A 19,260-nucleotide genomic window follows, 5' to 3' on the forward strand; every position below is an offset into this window, starting at 1 on the left:
AAAAAAATAGACTCCTACCAGTATCCATACTGGTAGGAGTCATTAGCTAAGCAGCGTTTATGGCGAACTCCATCGCCTATGATTATTACATATAGTGTACTAAATATACCGTTTAATTTCCAGTGAGGAGGAGGGTGTAACTTTTCTTTTTTTGATGTCTGAAGGCTTTTTAAGTAATTAAAATGGGATCGATTACTTATCAACTAAATATAGTGATATAAGGTTTTAATTATGATAAAATGTTTCTTATGTGTGTCGTTTTGTTTTATTTGACTGAAAATAAAGAAAAATAAATTCGCGTGAAAAGGAGTCATTTATTTGAAGAAATTTTTTAAAATCGTATTTATATGTGTTTTAGTAGTAGCGGGCATTGTAGGAGGATTTCTAGCGTATATGACACTTACTAAAGAACAGCCTGCTGATGTTACAAGCTTGAAGGTGGAGAATAATAAGGAGCGCGTATTAGCGACTGGAAATGAATTTAAAGTTACAACATTTAATATTGGATATGCTGGGTTAGATAAGGATCAAGATTTCTTTATGGATGGTGGAAAGGGATCTGGTTCAAGTAGTAAAGAGCAAACGGAAACTAATTTAAAGAATATGCTTTCGTTTTTACAAAATGAGAATAGTGATTTTGCACTATTACAAGAAGTTGATATAAAGTCACTTCGTTCATTTGATGTAAATGAACATGAATTTTTGAAAAAAGGATTACCTGATTATGTTTCGTCATTTGGCAAGAACTACGATACGAAATGGGTTCCAGTGCCAATAACAAATCCAATGGGATATGCGGAGGCTGGATTAAGTACGTTTTCTAAATACACTGTTCAAGAAGCGAAGAGGTTCCAGCTTCCTGGAATGGAGCCTTGGCCAAAGCGTTTGTTTGATTTAGATCGAGCAATTGTGGAATATAAAATCCCTGTTAATAATGGGAAACATGTTAGACTCGTAAATTTACATTTGTCTGCTTATGATGAAGGCGGGAAAATTAGAAAACAGCAAGTAGAGTACTTAAAAGAATATATGAACAAGCATTATGAAAATGGTGATTACGTAATAATGGGCGGAGATTGGAATCAATTAGTTTCAAACGCTCAATTAAGTGATCCGAAGTTCGTGAAAGAGCGTCCTGAGTGGTTAGTAGAGTTACCGAAGGACTTTACAGACGGTGGCTTTAAGTGGGCTGTAGATCCGTCTGTTATGACTGTGAGAGATGATGTAAAGAAATATGTAGAAGGTGAAAATTTCGTCACTATTATTGATGGCTTTATCGTTTCACCGAATGTAGAGATTGTAAATGTACAAGGGAAAGATTTAAAGTTTGAAAATAGCGATCATAACCCAGTAAGTGCGGTATTTAAACTGAAGTAATTGATATGTATAAGTAGAAGGTGGGGCTTCATATGGAGTGGTTAAAGAGGACTTGTTTTTCTAACCTTGAGAAAGAATCACAGAAAAATCATTTATTACTGTTTATAACGATTTGTAGTTTCTTCCTTGGGATAATCGCGATTGGGTATTATGGATATATTTTTACAGAGAGAGCAATGGCGTTTTGGATCTGTGGTATTTCTGTCGTTGTATTTGGAACGCTTTTTACTTTTATAAAAAGTATGGAATCAGCGTATAAATATATCATGACATTTATGTTGCTTACAATGTCTTACATTATGGTACAAGCTTTTAATGAAAGCCCGGCTGTATTTCAAATGGTCTATTTTACATTAGCTGTTTCACTTATTTACTTAAGTGAGCGCCTCATTTTAATTCTTGGCGGGGTAGCTGTTGTAATCACATTTATCCTTTGTAGCTATTGGCCGGAGCAATTTTTTGCTTATACAGCCTCATCTGAAGCTGCTAATTTCGCAAGTTTGTTAGCGATTGTAACAATCGCTATGTGGGGCGTCACGAAAATCGGTTCTAATCTGCTCCTTCGTTTAAGTGATGAGAAGCAAGAAGTAATGAGAAAAGCTCAGGAGTTAGAAGAGACGCAAAGACTTATTGAAGAAACAGTTGTGAAACTAGATAGTAATTTCAATCATTTAAGACAAAATATGAACACGTCGATGGAATCGATGAGTGAAATTAATTTTGCCTTTGAAGAGGTAGCAGTTGGTACGCAATCACAATCAGAAATGATGTATCGTTCGGTAGAAGTATTGAATGATATGGAGGGGAATATTGAACAAATTATATCTCAAGTAAGAACTGCATCGGCTCGTGTGGATAAAAGTTTAGAAATTTCAAAGGGTAGCGTACATACTTTAAGAAATTTTGAAGCTAACATGAGAAGTTTAAATGATGTTGTTGCACAGTCTGGAATTATATTTAGAGATTTAATGATGCAATCGAAACAAATTAATGAAATTGTAGATGTAATAACGAATATTTCAAGTCAGACGAGTTTGCTAGCTTTAAATGCAAATATTGAAGCTGCCAGGGCAGGCGAGCATGGAAAAGGTTTTGCTATTGTAGCGAGTGAAGTGTTAAAGCTTGCTGAAGAATCAAATCGTTCTGCGGGAAGAATTCAAGGGATTTTGAAGGAGTTTAGTAATCAAGCAAGTAAGGTAGAAGTGCAGGTAGAGAAGTCAGAAAGAGTACAAGAAGAGTGTAACGAAATGTTAGCAAGCGTTTTAACAAACGTAACTGATTTAGGGAAGTTTATTGATGCGATTAATAAAGTAATGCGAGAGGTTGTTGTTCATCAAGAAAGTTTCCAAGTTAAAACGACGAATATTGTAAAGGATGTTACGCATGCTTCTAACGTAATTCAGCAAACTTCTACAGCTACAGAAGAAGTGCTAGCGAGTGTGGAAGAAGAAAAACATCGAAATGATATATCGGTGAAGACGTTACATACTGTTAGCGAGCAAGTGAAGTTACTAGAAGATATTCTAGAAAAGTAATATTTCTTGAAAAGGGCACACCATGTGTGCTCTTTTTTCATTTAAATAAATACTTGATAGTAATTTAATTGCTTTTCTGCGCGTTTTCTGCCAAGCTTAAGGAGATAAAGTGAGACTAATACCTACTGATTATTAGTTGAACCTCGCAAATAGCGGGATAAAATACTTCAAAGAAAGAATTATATAGGTGACGAATATGATTGAAGTTAAGACTTCTGAACTTAGTGATGGAGAATTTAATAGAGGTGTATTTGCAACTCGTGATATTAAAAAGGGTGAGTTGATTCACTCAGCACCAGTTATCTCTTATCCGAATGAACAGCATGAACACATTGAAAAAACGTTACTTGCTGACTACGCATTTGAGTATGGGGTAAATCATACGGCATTCCTGTTAGGATACGGCATGTTATTTAATCATGCATATAATCCGAATGCAACGTATGAAATTGTCTTCGAGAATCATACTTTTAACTTCTTCGCGTATAAGGATATAAAAGCGGGAGAAGAAATTTTAATCAATTATAATGGTGAAGTGGATGACGATGAGCTATTATGGTTTGATAAGGAAAAAGAAGAGAACGAAAAATAATTTAATGAGTATAGAAAGAGCACATTCTGTGGAATGTGCTCTTTTTTCATTGATGTAAATAAAGTAAAAAGTACAAAAAAATACCACTTTCTTTTTGTATGGTATAGTAAGATACTGAGGGATAGTGTTTTGAAAAAGTCACATATTTTACAAATTGTTGTCTTTCTGATGACATGTCAAGTTTAGTAGTCCATTTGGGTTGCTTTATTATGCAATATATATTTTAATATGAGTGGCACCTCTTATAAATTAAGAGGTTTATAGGTGTCTCGAATTGATTTTGGGTACACTGTATCCACCACTTTAGGTTCTTTCATGTACGTGGGGATATTATGGGCCCGTATAACGGGATAAAATGAATATAGAAATAGAGGAATCGTAAAATGAATATGCAAGAGGTTTATAAATATTTAAGTACGGTATTGCCTGAAGGACATGTTAAACAAGATGAAATGTTAAAGAATCATACGCATATTAAAGTTGGCGGAAAAGCAGATGTTTTTGTTGCGCCTACAAATTATGATGAAATTCAAGAAGTTATCAAATATGCGAACGAATATAATATTCCAGTTACGTTTTTAGGAAATGGATCGAATGTCATTATTAAAGATGGTGGAATTCGCGGGATTACAGTAAGTTTAATTCATATTACAGGTGTTACTGTAACAGGAACGACGATTGTAGCACAGTGTGGTGCAGCAATTATTGACGTATCACGTATTGCTTTAGACCATAACTTAACGGGTCTTGAGTTTGCTTGTGGTATTCCAGGTTCAGTTGGCGGAGCGTTATATATGAATGCTGGTGCTTACGGTGGTGAAGTATCGTTTGTGTTAACAGAAGCTGTTGTAATGACAGGTGATGGAGAGCTACGTACTTTGACGAAAGAAGCGTTTGAATTTGGATATCGTAAGAGTGTATTTGCTAACAACCATTACATTATTCTTGAAGCGAGATTTGAACTTGAAGAAGGTGTACGTGAAGAAATTAAAGCAAAAATGGATGATTTAACGTTTAAGCGTGAGTCAAAACAGCCTCTAGAATATCCTTCATGTGGTAGCGTATTTAAGCGTCCACCAAATAACTTTGCTGGTAAGTTGATTCAAGACTCAGGACTACAAGGTAAGCGAATTGGTGGAGTGGAAGTTTCTTTAAAACACGCTGGATTTATGGTGAATGTTGATAACGGAACAGCACAAGATTACATCGATTTAATTCACTTCGTACAAAAGACAGTTGAAGAGAAATTTGGCGTGAAGTTAGAGCGAGAAGTAAGGATTATTGGAGAAGATAAGGAATAACGAAATACGTATGAAGATATGAATTATTTTAAAATAATATTTGGGTATTGTTGACAATTTGTTTTCAATTCAATATAATGCTAATAATTTAACAAATAACATACGTTGAAAGAGCCCAGTAGCAGTTTGTCACTGTTAACGAGAGAGCTAGGGGTTGCTGGAACCTAGCACAAACAAACTTGCGAATTACACTCTGGAGTATCTTAGGTAATGCTAAGCGGACTAGCAATCGATATTATTGCTAAGAGTGGTATGAGTAGCTATGCTATTTATGCAAACTGGGTGGTAACACGGTGAATAATCGTCCCTATGTCTATCGTAGACATAGGGGCTTTTTTGTTTTTAAAAAATAAAGGGGATGACAAAAGATGAATATTATTGATGAATTAGAATGGCGTGGCGCCGTTAATCAGCAGACTGACGAAGAAGGTTTACGTAAGCTAGTAGAAGAGAAAAAGATTTCACTATACTGCGGAGTTGATCCGACTGGTGATAGTATGCATATCGGACATTTGATTCCGTTTATGATGATGAAGAGATTCCAATTAGCTGGCCATCATCCTGTTATTTTAATTGGCGGGGCAACAGGAACAATTGGTGATCCGAGTGGACGACAATCGGAGCGTCAACTTCAAACGTTAGAAGTGGTTCAGCATAATGTAGATGCGTTAACAGCACAAATGAAAAAGCTATTTGATTTTGGCGGAAATAGCGAAGTGAAGATGGTAAATAACTATGATTGGACACATGAAATAAATATTATTGAGTTTTTACGTGATTACGGGAAAAACTTTAGCATCAATAGCATGTTAGCGAAGGATATTGTAGCAAGCCGTTTAGATACAGGTATTTCTTTCACAGAATTCACGTACCAAATTTTGCAAGCGCTGGATTTCCATCATTTATACACGAAAGAGGATGTTCAACTTCAAATTGGTGGTAGTGACCAGTGGGGAAATATTACGAGTGGTTTAGATTTAATTCGTAAGTTAGAAGGTCATGAGGCGAAAGTATTCGGATTAACGATTCCGTTATTATTAAAATCGGACGGTACGAAGTTTGGTAAATCAGCAGGTGGTGCGGTTTGGCTTGATCCTGAAAAAACGACACCGTTTGAATTTTACCAGTTCTGGGTAAATACAGATGACCGTGACGTAATTAAATACTTGAAATACTTTACGTTCTTAACGAAAGAGCGTATTGATGAATTAGCAGCGAAGGTAGAAGCGGAACCTCATAAACGTGAAGCGCAAAAAGTGTTAGCGGAAGAAATGACGAAATTCGTTCATGGAGAAGAGGCATTATTACAAGCTGAGAAGATTACAGCAGCGTTATTTAGCGGGGATATTAAATCGTTAACAGCTGATGAAATTGAACAAGGCTTTAAAGAAATGCCAACATTCCAGTCTTCAAAAGAGACGAAAAACATCGTAGAGTGGCTAGTCGATTTAGGAATTGAACCATCTAGACGCCAAGCACGCGAAGACATTAATAATGGTGCGATTTCTATGAATGGTGAGAAAGTAACAGATGTGGGTACGGATGTTACTGTAGAAAATTCATTTGATGGAAGATTTATTATTATTCGTAAAGGGAAGAAGAACTACAGCCTTGTGAAGTTAGGCGAATAGTTTGTGTGAAAGGATGGGAGTAGGAAGAATACTTCCATCTTTTCGTATACACAATTTGGACATAAAATAATCAGTAAATTTAGATAATTAAAAGGGTTATATTATTCTTCTGCCGAATAAATAAGTTAGAGAAAATTACGGATAAAAATAGCCCGAACCATGCTGGGCATGATTCGGGCTTATATTCAGATTAGTAAGCTAAGCTGAATAGACCTTTAATGTGTGATAAGTAACGAACGTTACTTGCTTCTTTCATTAATGATGCTGGTAAGCCTTTAAGTGGAGTATTGCTTGCTCCAATTGTAGCAACCGCATCTTTACGTCCTAGACTAGCAAGTGTTCCAGAGTTTACAGGTGCGAACTCTTCGAATGCTTTGCCTTCTAGTGCTGCGTATAAGTTGTATCCAATTAACTCACCCATTTGCCAAGCGATTTGTGCAGTTGGTGGGTATGGACGTCCGTCTGGAGCGAAGACAACTGCGCTGTCTCCAGCAACGAATACGTCTTTGTGAGAAGTAGATTGTAGGTATGCATCAACTGTTGCACGTCCACGGTTAACTTCAAGACCTGATTCACCGATTAATGGGTTACCTTGTACGCCGCCTGTCCAAACGAATGTGTTAGCAACAAGTTTTTGACCGTCTTTTAAGTCGATTTCATTGCCAGCAACGTTTGTTACAGGAAGACCAGTTAAGAATGTAACGCCGCGTGCTTCTAGGCTAGTAGTTGCACGTTCGATTAAGTGGTCTGGTAATACTGGAAGGATTTTTGGACCTGCTTCAACAAGAAGAAGTTTAACTTCTTTTGGATTTACGCCGTGGCTTTTTGCAAGTTTAGGCATAATGTCAGCAAGCTCACCAACTAGCTCAACGCCAGTTAATCCGCCACCACCGATTACGATTGTAGCATCAGCTTCGTTTTTCGTTTTCGCATATTCACGAATACGGTCTTCAACGTGTTTGTAGATTTTGTTTGCATCAGCAGCAGATTTTAATACCATGCTGTTTTCTTCTAGTCCTGGAATACCGAAGTAAGCAGTTTTACTTCCTAAAGCAACTACAAGTGCATCGTAAGATAAAGTAGTGCCACCAGCTAGTTTGATTTCTTTGCTATCAACTGAGAATGACTCAACTGTTGCAATTTTAAGATCGATATCTTTACCTTTGAAAAGCTTTGTAAGTGGCATTGCAATTGCTTGCTCAGACACGTTACCAGCTGCTAGGCGGTGTAATTCAGTGATGATTTGGTGTGTTGGGTATTGGTTAATCACTGTAACTTGTGCTTCTGATTTGCTGTAATATTTACGTACGTTTAAAGCGGCAAGAAGACCGCCATAACCAGCGCCTAAGATGACAATTTGTTTTGACATAGTATGATATCCCCCGTCTTTACTAATTGTTGTTATAAGTTAAATTATTTATTGTTACGTTCTGCACTAATTTGAAGATATGCGTTCACAAAGCGGAACATTTTTTGTGCTTGTGGATCTTTTAGTAATTTTAACAGACCGAATAGGCCGATAACTTCGTTGCTTTCGTCAGCACGATCTTTCGCTTCGATTGCAGTTGCAGCCATGCTTTTCACTGTATCTTTTACAGGTTCTACAAGCTCTGTAATTGCACCAACAGTGTCGCTTTTTAATACTTCATCAGTAGCAACAGTTTGAGCGAAGTCATAAGACTTAGTTAAAATGTTAACAAGCTCAGTTAATTTTGGAAGCTGTTCTACTAGTGTTGTTAATGATTCTTGTACCTCAGGTTTTAACAACTGATCAAGTACATCAAGTTGTCCTTGGCTAGCAGAAATTTGTACAGTTTCTTGTTCTGGCTTTGTTTGAGTCATAGTTTCTGGCATCTCCAATTCTCCTTTACGATAGCAATACTCTTATTTTTTATAAGTAAGATAGTAAACGTTTACGAAACTTTATGCAAAGTTTCACAAAACACAATAAAATGCCTTTAAATTTATGACAGCAAGTAAGCTGCAAACATAAATCTAAAACCATAACGTCTTACTTATTATTTATGAACTGTCCGATATATGGCTTGTCCGCATAATGGAAAAGCTCCGTTACCGGAAAGTGTATATAATATATATCCTATATTATATACTATATACACCTATGTTAACATAAAAATGATTCCTAATTATTTGATATTGAGTGTATAACGTAGTGCTGACAAGGTATGAAAGCGTATAAAATATTTTGTTTCAGTTAGAAATGTACATATATATATAGAAAAAAAGGAAAAAACGAACAAATTCATGTTCATTTTTTCCTTTTTCCTATTATTCACCTTCTGCAATTAGCATCGATGTGTTACCTTCTTTTTCAAGATGGCATTCGCCCCAAGAACAAAGAGAGTCAAGAATGGATTCTAAAGACCAACCGTAGTCGGTAAGAGAATATTCTACTTTCGGTGGGACTTGGTTGTATACTTTTCTTTGAATGACCCCGTCGTCTTCTAATTCACGTAATTGCTGCGTTAACATTTTTTGTGTAATACCAGGCATTGAGCGTTTTAATTCACTCGTTCTCTTTGTACCTTTCGTTAAGTGACAAAGAATAACAACTTTCCATTTGCCGCCGATAACTTCTAAAGTCGCCTCTACAGGAATATTGTATTTCTTCATATGAACCCCTCCCTTTTTGAGTAAAGTAAGTTTAATAATACAAATGTTACTTTTTAGTACCTATAGCACTTTAAAGTACGTACTTTTTATTATGTTAAATATGTTTCATAATAGCACATGTAAGAGGCAAATGAGTAGTACGGTACCAAAAAGTGACTATGTTACTTTTTAGTGCCTATCGTACTTTAAAGTGCGTTCTTCAAAAAAGGAATGAAACCATTCATAATAGCATTTGTAAGTATGAAATATATTTTTTAGAAGATAAAAGGGCCTTTTTATCATACTATTATGATTGGATTTCTTGTAATAAGGAGGAATTCAATTGAGTTCATATACAGTACCATCTTCGGAAGCTCAGACGAATCGAAGAAGTATGTTTGCTTTATTAGCGCTAGCAATTAGTGCGTTTGGGATTGGTACGACCGAGTTTATTAGTGTCGGTTTACTACCATCTATTTCAAAAGATTTAAATGTTTCGGTTACAACAGCCGGTTTAACGGTTTCCTTATATGCGTTAGGAGCAGCGGTAGGAGCTCCTGTTTTAACAGCGTTAACGGCTAGTATGTCGCGAAAGACATTATTAATGTGGATTATGGTTATTTTCATTATTGGTAATGGCATTGCGGCGGTAGCAACAAGCTTCACTGTATTAATTATCGCAAGAATTGTATCTGCGTTTGCACATGGTGTGTTTATGTCAATTGGATCTACAATTGCAGCTGCAATCGTACCAGAGAATAAACGTGCTAGCGCAATTGCGATTATGTTTACTGGATTAACAGTTGCGACTATTACTGGTGTGCCAATTGGAACATTTATCGGTCAAGAGTTTGGCTGGAGAGCGTCATTTATGGCGATTGTCGTAATTGGAATTATTGCTTTCATCGCAAACAGTATACTCGTCCCATCTAATTTAAAAAATGGTGTACCTGTATCGTTTCGTGATCAATTTAAATTAATTAAAAATGGAAGACTATTACTTGTTTTCATTATTACTGCACTTGGATACGGTGGTACATTCGTAACATTTACGTATTTATCACCCCTATTACAAGAAGTAACAGGATTTGAAGCAAGTACCGTTACTATCATTTTATTAGTGTATGGAATCGCCATTGCGATAGGGAATATGGTTGGCGGGAAATTATCGAATCATAATCCGATTCGAGCGCTATTTTACATGTTCTTTATTCAAGCGATCATATTATTTGTTTTAACATTTACAGCGCCATTTAAAGTAGCTGGATTAATCACAATTATTTTCATGGGACTATTCGCATTTATGAATGTTCCAGGGCTACAAGTATATGTAGTTATATTGGCAGAGCGCTTTGTTCCAAGTGCGGTTGATGTTGCTTCAGCAATTAATATTGCCGCATTTAACGGAGGAATCGCTTTAGGTTCTTATATAGGTGGCCTCGTAACGAATTCGTTAGGATTAATCCATACTGCTTGGGTAGGCGGTCTTATGGTAGTAGGTGCTGTGATTTTAACAGCATGGAGCATGACATTAGAAAAAAGAGATCAAGTAAAATAAAAGGAGCGAAAATAAAATGAAAAACTTACAAAGTAAAACAGTATTAAATAATGGTGTAGAAATGCCTTGGTTCGGTTTAGGTGTATTTAAAGTAGAAGAAGGACCAGAACTTGTAGAAGCTGTAAAATCAGCGATTAAAGCAGGATACCGTAGCATCGATACAGCTGCAATTTACGGAAATGAAAAAGCTGTAGGTGAAGGAATCCGTGCAGGTATTGAAGCGACTGGTATTTCAAGAGAAGAATTATTTATCACTTCAAAAGTATGGAACGCAGATCAAGGATATGAAGAAACAATTGCTGCATACGAAGAGAGCTTAAAGAAATTAGAATTAGATTATTTAGACCTATACCTTGTTCACTGGCCTGTAGAAGGAAAATATAAACATACGTGGAGAGCGCTAGAAACACTTTATAAAGAAGATCGCGTACGTGCAATTGGCGTAAGTAACTTCCAAATTCATCACTTACAAGATGTAATGAAAGATGCAGAAATTAAGCCAATGATTAACCAAGTAGAATATCACCCTCGTTTAACACAAAAAGAATTACAAGCTTTCTGTAAAGAACAAGGTATTCAAATGGAAGCATGGTCACCACTTATGCAAGGTCAATTATTAGATAATGAAACATTACAAGAAATTGCTGAGAAACACGGTAAAACAACAGCACAAGTGATTTTACGTTGGGATCTTCAAAACGGAGTAATTACAATTCCAAAATCAACGAAAGAACACCGCATTATTGCAAATGCTGATGTATTTAACTTTGAATTAACAAAAGAAGACATGGAAAAAATCGATGCGTTAAACCAAAATCACCGCGTTGGTCCAGATCCTGATAACTTCGATTTCTAAGATTAAAGTAAGAAAGAAAAAAGAGTGCTTTTATGCGCTCTTTTTTTTGCATAAAAATATTTTCTAATTAAATACTACTTAGTATTAAGTTTGTTATTAAGGGGCTGTAAACATGAATATAAAGCAATCGTTCAAACTTTTAGCTATGTTTTTAAGTGTCTTATTTGTATTATTCCCACTTCAAAAAGCATTCGCAGAAGTTATGGATCATACAAAGTATGAAATGAATTGGAGTTATAGTAAGTCAAAGAAGAAACCAATTCGAACAGAACTTATTAAAACGGCAGATGGAAAAATTGCATTTTGCTTAAATGTAGATTTAAAATCTCCGAGTGGTCAAGATTTACCAGAAATGGGTAAAGTGGATATTAATGTGTACCGTGTACTGTTGAATGGATATCCACAAAAGAGCCCACAAGAATTAGGAGTATCTGATTGGAGAGAGGCGCATTACGCAACGCAGCTTGCAGTATGGAATGCGTTAAAACAAATTGATGTTAATGATTTAGATTTCCGCAATAAAAATGTAGAGAAAGTAACGAAAGACATCGTTGCAAAAGCAAACGCTAGTGAAGAGTTACAAGAAATTACGATGAGTGTAACTCCTACAGAAGAACAAGAAGCAGTATTAAAAAATGATTTCTTTGAAACAGGTTTATATACAGTAGAAACAAATGCAAAAAGCGGAACGTATAAAGTGCAAGCAACAGGTGCACCAGCGGGCGTGAAATTTGCAAATGAAAAAGGCGAAACAAAAACAGAATTTAATGTAGGAGAGAAGTTCCGCATTTTAATTCCGAAACAAACGCCAGCTGGTGGATTTAGCTTTAAAGTATCAGGAAATTTAACGAAACTACAAGGAATTGCGCATAAAGGTACACCGACTATTCAAAATGCAGTAGTATTACTTGAGCGTAGTGAAGAAAAAACAAGTCCAGAGTTAGCGGTAAGTTGGAAAAAGGCTGAGGCTCCAAATAAACCAAATAAGCCATATACTCCAAATGAACCGCATAAACCGAATCAATATAAAAGGTAAGGATGAAAGCATTGGTGTTAACCAATGCTTTTTATATATGAGTTTTAAAGTTATATAAAAATAATTATTTACTATATAAAACGCTGTTTTAATGATAGGAAAACTATTTAGAAATAATAAAATCTAAACGTAACGATTAATAGATTAAATTCACAAAATTGTAACATTATTCTAATTGAAAAGTCTATCAAACAAAGTGTAAAGCGTGTACAATTCATTTGGAAAAACTACCTATAGATGGTCATATATGAAGAAAATGTAAGATGATATTGTTGTTTTTATTTTTAGATGTATAGATGACAAGACTAAAATATATCATTTACTATACCCTTTTTATGTAGAAAGAGAACTCATCACACGCGGAAAGAAGTGAGGAGGATACAGTACATCAAAATTTTATAATATAAGAAAGCGAATACATAGGAAGAAATGCGGTAGCGATTGATATAGGTGCGCGAAGTGTTAGCCTATTCATTACATGTTTTTATAAAAATAATAGGATTTCTTATTAAATGAATATATAGGGTAGTTTCTTTAAATAAAGGAACAGGGGACACAGATTATGTCGAAGAAAAAGACGAGTAGGATATTAGTAGCTGGTGCTTGTTTAGTTACGTTATTAACGCCATATGGACTTGAAGTACCTAAGGTGTATGCAGAGATGACGATGGAAGATAAGGAGAAAGAGCAAGAAGAGCGAGTGTATCAATTGCTGCCAAAAGGTAATGTAGAAGAGATGCGTGAGTTGCATCAGCGTCGAATGAGTTTTTCTCCTTATGAACCAACGGGCATTTATGTAAAGCCGGGTGAAGAAGTAGTTATTCAAGTAGAAGGGACTCAACAGATTAAAGCTTATATTGGTACATATTCTTATGAAAAAGAAGAACCTAAACAATTCAATTTAAATCCTGGTGAGAATAAAATTTCTTCTTCAAATGGGGGACTATTATACTTTTATAATTATCACAACACAGGAGAAGTAGTCGCTAAAGTGAAAAAAGGTGGTACAACAAATCCTTTATTTATTTTAGGAAAGCATACGACAAAAGATTGGAAACGTATGTTGGCAGAGAATCCTGATCCATATGCAATAGAAATGAAGGGAGAAAATAGTTTATTAACTATGCATCCTGAGACTGTAGCGGAGCATTTAAAACAAGAAGATCCAGCTGCGTTATTAAAGAAACACGATGAAATAATTAATATAGAACATAAGATATCAGGTTTATCAAAAGGTGGTGTGGGTGTTGCGAATCAAGGTAAACATTCCATTCATTTTGTTGAAGACTGGTATACGGACAATTATATGTATGCGACTTATTATCGAACAGCTTATAGTAAAGGGAATTTAGGGCCAGTACTAAATCTAGAAGAGTTAACTAATGATGGATGGGGGCCTTGGCATGAAGTGGGACATCAACATCAACAGAATACTTGGTTATGGGATGGACTTGGAGAAGTAACCGTTAATATTTATTCTTTGGCAGTTCAAACTACATTCGGGCATAAAACAAGGTTAGAGCAAGAGGGGCGCTATGAAGGTGCATTTGCTTATTTAGGTAAACCAGATGCACAAGAAAAGATGGATGTATTTGAGAAATTAGTTATGTTTTGGCAGTTACATTTAGCTTATGGGGAACAATTCTATCCGAATTTACATCAAATGTATCGTTTGTTACATGACACAGAACTGCCTAAATCTGATGAAGAGAAAAAGCAGATGTTTATTTATATGACGTCAAAAGTGGCAGGGCAAAATTTAATTCCTTTCTTTGATAAATGGGGATTATTTGCAAATGATGCTACGAGAGAAAAGATTGAAAAATTAAATTTACCAAAATTAGAAAAAGAAATATGGTTATCTACAGATAGCAATCCAATTCGTGAAAAACAAACTGAGTTATATGAAGTTCCATATGGCGAGCCAAATAATGAAAAAATACAAAATGTAGTAATCGGTACTACACATGATGAGAAAAAAGCAAAGGAACTTGTACAGAATTTAGGAGAAGGTGTAAAGACAACAGGTGTGATTATGCAAGATAAGCCTGAAGTTGGAGAAAAAAATGTAAAAGTAGAAATTGTAGATGGAAAAGGAAATAAGAATTTCATTCCAGTTGTAGTGAATGTTGGATATGGGGATAGCCTACTTGTATATGGATTGAAATATACCGGGGAGGGAGACTTGAAGTCAACCGTAACTCTACACCATGGTACAAAAAAATTTAGTGCAACAGATACAAAAAATTTAATTCACGATTATTTTCAAGATGAGAAGTATTTTGAATTTACACTGTACGATAAAGAGGGAAAAAAGAAGAAAAATATAGCGGTAAAAGGGTTGGAGAATACAGAAGCTTTTGCCAAGGAAGTAAATGGATTAGCATTTGAATATGGAGATGTGGTGAAAGTATATCATGCAGAATCTTCACGCTTACATTGGTATCAAAAGGGTTTATATGTGGGAGAAGGAAAAAATAAAGAAATAAAAGAATTATTCTTCAAAATTACTGAAAATGGATTTGAGAGATTAAAAACATTGCAAGAAGTAACAGCAAAGCCACAAACAGTAGTAGTCGGAACAGAAGTAGAAAAGCTAGAAGCGAAAAACTTTGTTGAAGTGAAAGACGGAGAGGTAATTGGCTTTGTAGAAAAGCCAACTACAACGAAAATTGGAAAACAAACAGCCAAAGTAGAAACGAAAGATCGTTTTGGAAATAACCAAGTAACAGAAGTACCATTAGAAGTGGTTTATGGAGATAGCATTGCATATGCAGGATATAACAATGATATTGCTTCAGTGGTAACGTTAAAGCATGATGAGAAGAAATTCCATGTGACTGATATGAATAGCCAGATTCATAAGTATTTTAATAAAGAGCTATACATGGGAATCACGTTATATGATGGAGAAGGAAAAGAGAAAAAACGTGTAACAGCAGAAGGACAAGAAACTTCAAAAAACTTTGCAGAACAAGTGAATGGTACGCAGTTTGAGTATGGAGATGTAGTGAAAGTATTCCATGCAGAACCAGATCGTTTGAAATGGTATCAAAATAATACTCTTACTGGTCAAGGTAAGAAAAAAGGAACAAAAGAACTATTCTTCAAAGTGACAGAAAAAGGTTTCGAGAAAATGGATATGTTGCAAGAAGTAACAGCAGTACCACAAAAAGTAGTTATTGGAACTGACGTTGAAAAATTAGAAGCAAAAGATTTTGTTCAAGTGAAAGATGGAGAAGTAATTGGATTTGTAGAAAAACCAATTACGGCAAAAATCGGTGAACAAAAAGTAAAAGTGGAAACGAAAGATCGCTTTGGTAATAAAAAGGTGACAGAAGTTCCATTAGAAGTGATTTACGGTGATAGTATTATGTTCTTCGGTACAAGTTATGGAGGAACAAATATTAAATCGGTTGTCACGTTAAATCATGAAGAAAAGAAATTCAGTACAACAGATTCAGAAGGTCCAATGCATACTTCATTTGCAGATGAGAAGTATATGGCGATGACTGTATACGATAAAGATGGAAAAGAGAAGAAAACTCTATCAGTAAAAGCATCTGAAAATACAAAAGGATTTGCGGAACAATTCAACGAAATGACGTTTGAATATGGAGATATAGTAAAAGTATATCAAAAAGAGTTTGATAGATTTAAAGTATATAAAAAGAATGAACTAGTGGATACACAGTATGGTGTTCATGAAGTGATCTTTAAAGTGACAGAGCAAGGTTTCGAGAGAATGGAAGCTCAACAAGAAGTAACGGTAGTACCGCAAAAAGTAGTAATTGGGACAGAAGTTGAAAAATTAAATGCAAAAGATTTTGTTCAAGTAAAAGGTGGAGAAGTAATTGGATTTGTAGAAAAACCAATTACGACAAAAATCGGTGAACAAAAAGTAAAAGTGGAAACGAAAGATAGCTTTGGAAATAAGCAAGTGACGGAAGTTCTCCTGGAAGTAACATATGGAGATAGCTTACTTGTATATGGGTTAAGCTATGGTGGTGACGATATGAAATCAATTGTAACGTTACATCATGATGCGAAAAAAATGAGTGCGACGGATACGAGTAATTTGATTCATGATTATTTTGGAGATGAGAAGTATTTTGCATTCACTCTGTACAACAGAGAGGGAAAAGAGAAGAAAAATATAGAGATAAAAGGGCTGGAGAGTACAGAAGCTTTTGCTAAGGAAATAAACGGACTAGCGTTTGAATATGGAGATGTGGTGAAAGTGTATCATGCTGAATCTTCACGCTTACACTGGTACAAAAAAGGTGTATATGCGGGAGAAGGAAAGAATAAAGAGATAAAGGAACTAGTCTTCAAAATTACTGAAAACGGCTTTGAAAGAATGGAAGCTAAGCAAGAAGTAACAACTGTACCGCAAAAAGTAGTAATCGGAACAAACGCTGATAAATTAGATGCAAAAAACTTTGTTCAAGTAAAAGATGGAGAAGTAATTGGTTTTGTAGAAAAACTGGATACAACAAAAATTGGTGAACAAAAAGCAAAAGTAGAAACGAAAGATAGCTTTGGGAATAAGAAAGTGACAGAAGTATCTGTGGAAGTTACATATGGAGATAGCATAGTATATCAAGGTGTTTCGAATGTAACACGTTCAATTGTTACGTTAAACCACGCTGAAAAGAAATTACATGCAACATTTACAAATGAGGAGATTCATTATCGCTTTGTAAATGAGCAGTATATAGGCCTTACGATTTATGATCAAAATGGAAATGAGAAAAAGCATGTAACGGCAGAAGGACAAGAGACTTCAAAGAATTTTGCTGGGCAATTAAATGGAACGGCATTTGAGTATGGAGATGTGTTGAAAGTATATCATGCGGAACCGAGTCGTTTGAATTGGTACAAAAAGAATGAGTTAGTTAAAAAAGAGGATGCGATGAAGGGGCAAGAAATATCCTTTAAGATTACTCAAAATGGATTAGAGCAAGTGCAATAATAAGAAAAAGCTCGTAAAACATAATGTTTTACGAGCTTTTTTTATTATTCAGCTTCAGAAACTACTGTGAAGCGTTCGTTTACATGTTTTGGGTTTTCGATTTCATCAAGTGCTACAACTGCGAAGTCTTCGTAACTTACGTAGCTATCACCTTTTGCGTTCACAAGAAGATTGTCTTTGCCAGCTTTGTAAGAACCAGTACGTTTTCCTAATGCAAATAGTGCAGAAGGGCTGATGAATGTCCAAGTAATATCGTTTGTTTGTTGTAAGATTTCTAAGTTTTTACCTTGGTTTTGAGCTGTTGCAAGGTATTCGCCTGGGAAACCTGGTGTCTCAAATACACGTGTTGTTTTCTCTTCGTCTACAAATAAGCTTCCAGCGCCACCAACTACAAGTAATTTTGTATTAGGTGTACCTTTCATAGCTTCAATTAGTACGTTTCCTGCATCTACGTGAAGGTGTTCTTGTCCTGCTGGAGCGCCAAATGCATTTACAACTACGTCGAATGCTTGTAGGTCGTTAGATGTAAGAGAAAATACGTCTTTTTCTAAAACTTTTACGTTTTCTTCTGTAATTTTTGCGGCGTTTCTTACGATTGCAGTTACTTCATGTCCACGATCTAATGCTTCTTTTAAAATACGACTTCCTGCTTTACCAGTTGCTCCGATAATTCCGATTTTCATAATAAATCCCTCCAAAGTGTTTTGTTAAATTGTATATCTGAAAGTGAATGAATGTATTGTAATTAAGTTTGTTACAACATGTTGTAATCATTATAGTTACAGGTTGGTGTTTTTGTCAATGGGGTAGTTTGTAGATTTATTTTTTGTTTTAGTATGCACAGTTAGAGGGAGGAGAGTCATAAAGATATTGTTACTTCGCGCTTGGCTAATATTTGGAAATTGCAAATTGTCGAAAAATGTTGATTTTTGAATGTTTTTTAAATATAATTCGTTTTATGGAGAAAAGGAGGGGTTAATTGTATGAATATTTTGGAACAATTCGTTTCATCAACGAATACGATTCTTTGGTCATATATTCTTATTGCAATGTTAATTGGTTTAGGGCTTTATTTTTCTATTAAATTAAAATTCGTACAACTTACTCATTTAGGGGAAATGATTCGTTTAATGAGTGATGGACTAACTGGCAAGACACGTAAAAAGGGCAGCGTATCATCGTTCCAAGCATTTTGTATGAGTTCTGCAGCTCGTATTGGTATCGGGAACTTAGCTGGTGTAGCGTTAGCTATTTCTATGGGAGGACCTGGAGCTGTATTTTGGATGTGGGTTATTGCGATTATCGGTGCGTCTTCAAGTTTCGTAGAAAGTACGCTTGCGCAAATTTATAAAATAAAAGATGGCAGTGGCTTCCGCGGTGGTCCTGCTTATTATATGGAAAAAGGTTTAAATAAACGTTGGATGGGGATTTGGTTCTCTGTTCTGATTACAATTAGTTACGGTTTAATTTTCAACTCAGTACAAGCAAATACAGTAACATTAGCGTTTGAAAATGCATTTGGCTTAGAGCGTTATATTGTTGGTATTGTATTAGCTGCATTAGTTGGGGTTATTATTTTTGGTGGTGTAAAAAGTATTGCACGTATGTCGGAAATGATTGTTCCGCCAATGGCGCTTATTTATATTGCAGTAGCTATTTTTGTTGTCATTAAAAACTTCTATTTAATACCAGATGTGTTTACGGAAATCTTTAAAGGTGCATTCGGTTTAGATTCAGCTGTAGGTGGCGGTATCGGTGCTGCGATGAAATATGGTATTCAGCGCGG

The 19,260-nt window shown here is 35.4% G+C and carries 14 protein-coding genes, 1 riboswitch and 1 other annotated feature; of the genes, 10 read left to right on the forward strand and 4 right to left on the reverse strand.

All coding sequences use genetic code 11. The features are described from left to right. Positions 1-26: 26 nt before the first annotated feature. Positions 27-86, reverse strand: a riboswitch (Fluoride riboswitch). Between the two features lie 232 nt (positions 87-318). The 5 genes from OXT04_RS25895 (at position 319) to tyrS (ending at position 6,436) form a co-directional block, all read left to right on the forward strand. Further along, a complete protein-coding gene (locus tag OXT04_RS25895; protein ID WP_000713106.1) occupies positions 319-1,377 on the forward strand; it encodes an endonuclease/exonuclease/phosphatase family protein in 1,059 nt (352 codons plus the stop codon). Positions 1,378-1,409: 32 nt separating this feature from the next. Continuing rightward, a complete protein-coding gene (locus OXT04_RS25900) occupies positions 1,410-2,912 on the forward strand; it encodes a DUF4077 domain-containing protein (RefSeq protein ID WP_097821528.1) in 1,503 nt (500 codons plus the stop codon). Positions 2,913-3,108: 196 nt separating this feature from the next. After that, positions 3,109-3,504, forward strand: coding sequence for an SET domain-containing protein (locus OXT04_RS25905; RefSeq protein WP_000573651.1), 396 nt, complete (start codon positions 3,109-3,111; stop codon positions 3,502-3,504). Positions 3,505-3,887: 383 nt separating this feature from the next. Then, positions 3,888-4,805 (forward strand): UDP-N-acetylmuramate dehydrogenase, encoded by a 918-nt coding sequence (gene murB / locus OXT04_RS25910; protein WP_001057106.1) that lies wholly within the window; start codon positions 3,888-3,890, stop codon positions 4,803-4,805. Positions 4,806-4,901: 96 nt separating this feature from the next. Then, positions 4,902-5,117: a binding site (T-box leader), on the forward strand. Positions 5,118-5,173: 56 nt separating this feature from the next. Then, a complete protein-coding gene (tyrS, locus tag OXT04_RS25915) occupies positions 5,174-6,436 on the forward strand; it encodes a tyrosine--tRNA ligase (RefSeq protein WP_075719252.1) in 1,263 nt (420 codons plus the stop codon). 190 nt (positions 6,437-6,626) lie between these two features. On the opposite strand, the gene OXT04_RS25920 is transcribed toward tyrS, so the two are convergent. From OXT04_RS25920 to OXT04_RS25930, 3 genes are all read right to left on the reverse strand, one after another. Beyond that, complete coding sequence (locus tag OXT04_RS25920; protein WP_000043198.1) at positions 6,627-7,805, reverse strand: NAD(P)/FAD-dependent oxidoreductase; 1,179 nt, start codon at positions 7,803-7,805, stop codon at positions 6,627-6,629. Positions 7,806-7,849: 44 nt separating this feature from the next. Continuing rightward, positions 7,850-8,290, reverse strand: coding sequence for a DUF1641 domain-containing protein (locus OXT04_RS25925; RefSeq protein WP_001115309.1), 441 nt, complete (start codon positions 8,288-8,290; stop codon positions 7,850-7,852). Between the two features lie 435 nt (positions 8,291-8,725). Further along, positions 8,726-9,070, reverse strand: coding sequence for a winged helix-turn-helix transcriptional regulator (locus OXT04_RS25930; RefSeq protein ID WP_000760481.1), 345 nt, complete (start codon positions 9,068-9,070; stop codon positions 8,726-8,728). 373 nt (positions 9,071-9,443) lie between these two features. On the opposite strand from OXT04_RS25930, the gene OXT04_RS25935 reads away from it, so the two are divergent. The 4 genes from OXT04_RS25935 (at position 9,444) to OXT04_RS25950 (ending at position 17,474) form a co-directional block, all read left to right on the forward strand. Then, positions 9,444-10,607 (forward strand): MFS transporter, encoded by a 1,164-nt coding sequence (locus OXT04_RS25935; protein WP_168410432.1) that lies wholly within the window; start codon positions 9,444-9,446, stop codon positions 10,605-10,607. A gap of 16 nt (positions 10,608-10,623) precedes the next feature. Further along, positions 10,624-11,463 carry an aldo/keto reductase gene (locus OXT04_RS25940; protein ID WP_090978091.1) on the forward strand — a complete coding sequence of 280 codons (840 nt, stop codon included), beginning with the start codon at positions 10,624-10,626 and terminating at the stop codon, positions 11,461-11,463. A 112-nt stretch (positions 11,464-11,575) separates the two neighbouring features. Further along, entirely contained in the window at positions 11,576-12,499 is a 924-nt protein-coding gene (locus OXT04_RS25945) for a thioester domain-containing protein (protein WP_001022533.1), read from the forward strand. 562 nt (positions 12,500-13,061) lie between these two features. Then, positions 13,062-17,474 (forward strand): putative mucin/carbohydrate-binding domain-containing protein, encoded by a 4,413-nt coding sequence (locus tag OXT04_RS25950; protein WP_267418588.1) that lies wholly within the window; start codon positions 13,062-13,064, stop codon positions 17,472-17,474. A 44-nt stretch (positions 17,475-17,518) separates the two neighbouring features. Here OXT04_RS25950 and OXT04_RS25955 read toward each other — a convergent pair whose 3' ends face one another. Beyond that, positions 17,519-18,157 (reverse strand): NAD(P)-dependent oxidoreductase, encoded by a 639-nt coding sequence (locus OXT04_RS25955; RefSeq protein WP_267418590.1) that lies wholly within the window; start codon positions 18,155-18,157, stop codon positions 17,519-17,521. A gap of 300 nt (positions 18,158-18,457) precedes the next feature. Here OXT04_RS25955 and OXT04_RS25960 point away from each other — a divergent pair. Then, a partial coding sequence (locus OXT04_RS25960) for an alanine/glycine:cation symporter family protein (protein WP_267418592.1) occupies positions 18,458-19,260 on the forward strand: 803 nt, incomplete at its 3' end.

This window comes from Bacillus sp. GC_Bacil_1 (assembly GCF_026540675.1).
GTDB lineage: Bacteria > Bacillota > Bacilli > Bacillales > Bacillaceae_G > Bacillus_A > Bacillus_A cereus.